The sequence below is a fragment of the Nocardia sp. NPDC060220 genome (genome assembly GCF_042727815.1).
In the GTDB taxonomy this organism is placed as follows: domain Bacteria; phylum Actinomycetota; class Actinomycetes; order Mycobacteriales; family Mycobacteriaceae; genus Nocardia.
Map to the genome: position 1 here is coordinate 1 of NZ_JBHWZY010001064.1, position 2,070 is coordinate 2,070.

The 2,070-nt window shown below is 68.1% G+C and carries 2 protein-coding genes; both read right to left on the bottom strand.

Features of this window, described 5'->3' with window-relative positions; translation table 11 throughout:
- Positions 1-994 (bottom strand): DUF2142 domain-containing protein (locus ACFWF3_RS33615; RefSeq protein WP_379318005.1); only part of this gene is annotated, 994 nt, incomplete at its 3' end.
- Positions 991-1,959: a glycosyltransferase family 2 protein gene (locus tag ACFWF3_RS33620; RefSeq protein WP_378989527.1), complete on the bottom strand. Its 969-nt coding sequence runs from the start codon at positions 1,957-1,959 to the stop codon at positions 991-993. The genes ACFWF3_RS33615 and ACFWF3_RS33620, both read right to left, overlap by 4 nt.
- Between the last annotated feature and the right edge of the window lie 111 nt (positions 1,960-2,070).

Sequence of the window (2,070 nt, forward strand, 5' to 3'; positions counted from 1 at the left end):
ACTGATGGGGCGGGCGCATCAGGCCCATGCCGTCGCCGGTGGGCGCCGCGATCTTCGTCCAGGCGAGAAAAAGCACCCCGCCCGTCACCGCGAATGCCCACGGGACGAATTTCAGCTTTCCGGTGAAACCGAGCCGGTCGGCGGGCACCACCACAACGAGCATCGCCAGCAGCACATAGGTCGGTTTGCTCAGCGGCAGCGCGATCGTCGCGGCGAGCAGCGCGGCGGTTTCCGCCCGGTGCAGTCGATCGCCGACGAACAGCGCTTTCAGCAACAGCGCCGACACCATGATGGCGAGCGCGTTGGTGAGCGTGTCCGCGGTGACGGTGCCCGCCTGGAAAAGCGCGATCGGCAGCACCGCCACGGTGAATACCAGCCACTGGCTACGCCGCTCGCGCAGCGCGTAGAGCCCGAATCCGACAACCGCGAGATAGGCGACCAGGCCGGCGAAACGGGTGAGCAAATACATGCCACCCACGTTGAGGCCGAGCGCCTCGCCCAGCCGAATGCCAACGGCGGCGGGCACATACGGCACCGGCGAGTAGGCGGCGGTGTTGGTGAACCACATCTGCCGGGTCGTCGAGGAGACCTCGGCCGCGGCGAGCCGGTCGTAGGCGCCGGGGTCGGCCACCATCGCGTCGGGCTCTTCGGGGTTGTCGTTGTAGTCGGTGAAGGCGTAGCCCATCAGCGCGTCGACGCTGACCGGGATCTGCCCGCCGTAGGCCACACCGCGATCGTCGACGATGCGCTGGGGGAACACGCCGCCGTGGGCGACCTGGTAGGCGCGGCCGAACTGGGTGATCTCGTCGTGGCCCCAGAACGCGGGCGTGAGCACGGCGAACACGGCGCCGAAGACGGTCGCGATCATCGCGAACGCGACGGTCGCGGCGCCGAACCGCTGGGTCACAGTCCGGATGGGCGCCAGCGCCCGATCCTTGCGTGCGGGGGTCTTGCTGGGTTCTACAGTCGTCTCGGGCTCGATGGACGTGGTCACCGACGGTCTCCGGCCGCGACGTCCTCGTTCACCCCGGCGGCCGAATAACGCAGGTAGACCAACCGCGCCGTCTCGTGGCGGGAGCGGCGGATGCCGTCCAGGATCAGGCCCGCGGTCCACGCGAGGCTGCCGAGCAGCAACAGCGTGAACGCGAGGAACAGCGTCGGGAACCGCGCTACCTGGTGAGTGTTGTAGAAGTCGATCACGATCGGCACGGTCAGAATCACCGAGACCAGCCAGGCGATGGTGCCGAACAGGCCGTAGAACGCGACAGGGCGTTCGTGGCGGGCCAGGCCCAGGATCAGCGCGAGGATCTTGGTGCCGTCGCGGTAGGTGCGCAGCTTGGATTCGCTGCCCGCGGGGCGGTCGCGGAAACCGACCGGCACCGAGGTCTGCGGCACGCGCAGGTGCAGCGAATGCACGGTCAGCTCGGTCTCGATCTCGAACTCGCGCGACACGGCCGGGAAGCTCTTCACGAACCGGCGCGAGAACACCCGGAAACCGCTCAGCATGTCTTCGACGTTCTCGCCGAACACCTTGCCCACCACGCCGTTGAGCACCTTGTTGCCGGTCTCGTGACCGCTGCGGTAGGCGCTGGCGTCGGCGTCGTCCTGCTTGCGCACACCGAGGATGTGGTCGTAGGGGCCCTCGAGCAGCGTCTTGATCATCAGCGGAGCGGCCGACGCCTCGTAGGTGTCGTCGCCGTCGATCATCAGATAGACGTCGGCGTCGATATCGGCGAAGGCGCGGCGCACCACATTGCCCTTGCCCTTGGTGTTCTCGAAGCGCACGATCGCCCCGGCCTCGCGGGCGCATTCGGCGGTGCGGTCGGTGCTCAGGTTGTCGTAGACGTAGACGACGATCCCCGGCACAGCGGCTTTGAGGTCGGTGACGACCTTGGCGACCGCGGCCTCTTCATTGTGGCAGGGGACCACGGCGGCAATGCGAAGCTCGGTGGAGTCCACCCGGGTCAATCCTCGGAGTTAGGCAGCAGTGGGACACCGGGAGGCTACAGGATTTCTGGCGGCGCGGGCGCCGCGTGTTCGCGGCCCCGAGGGGTCGCCGGTCAGGCACCG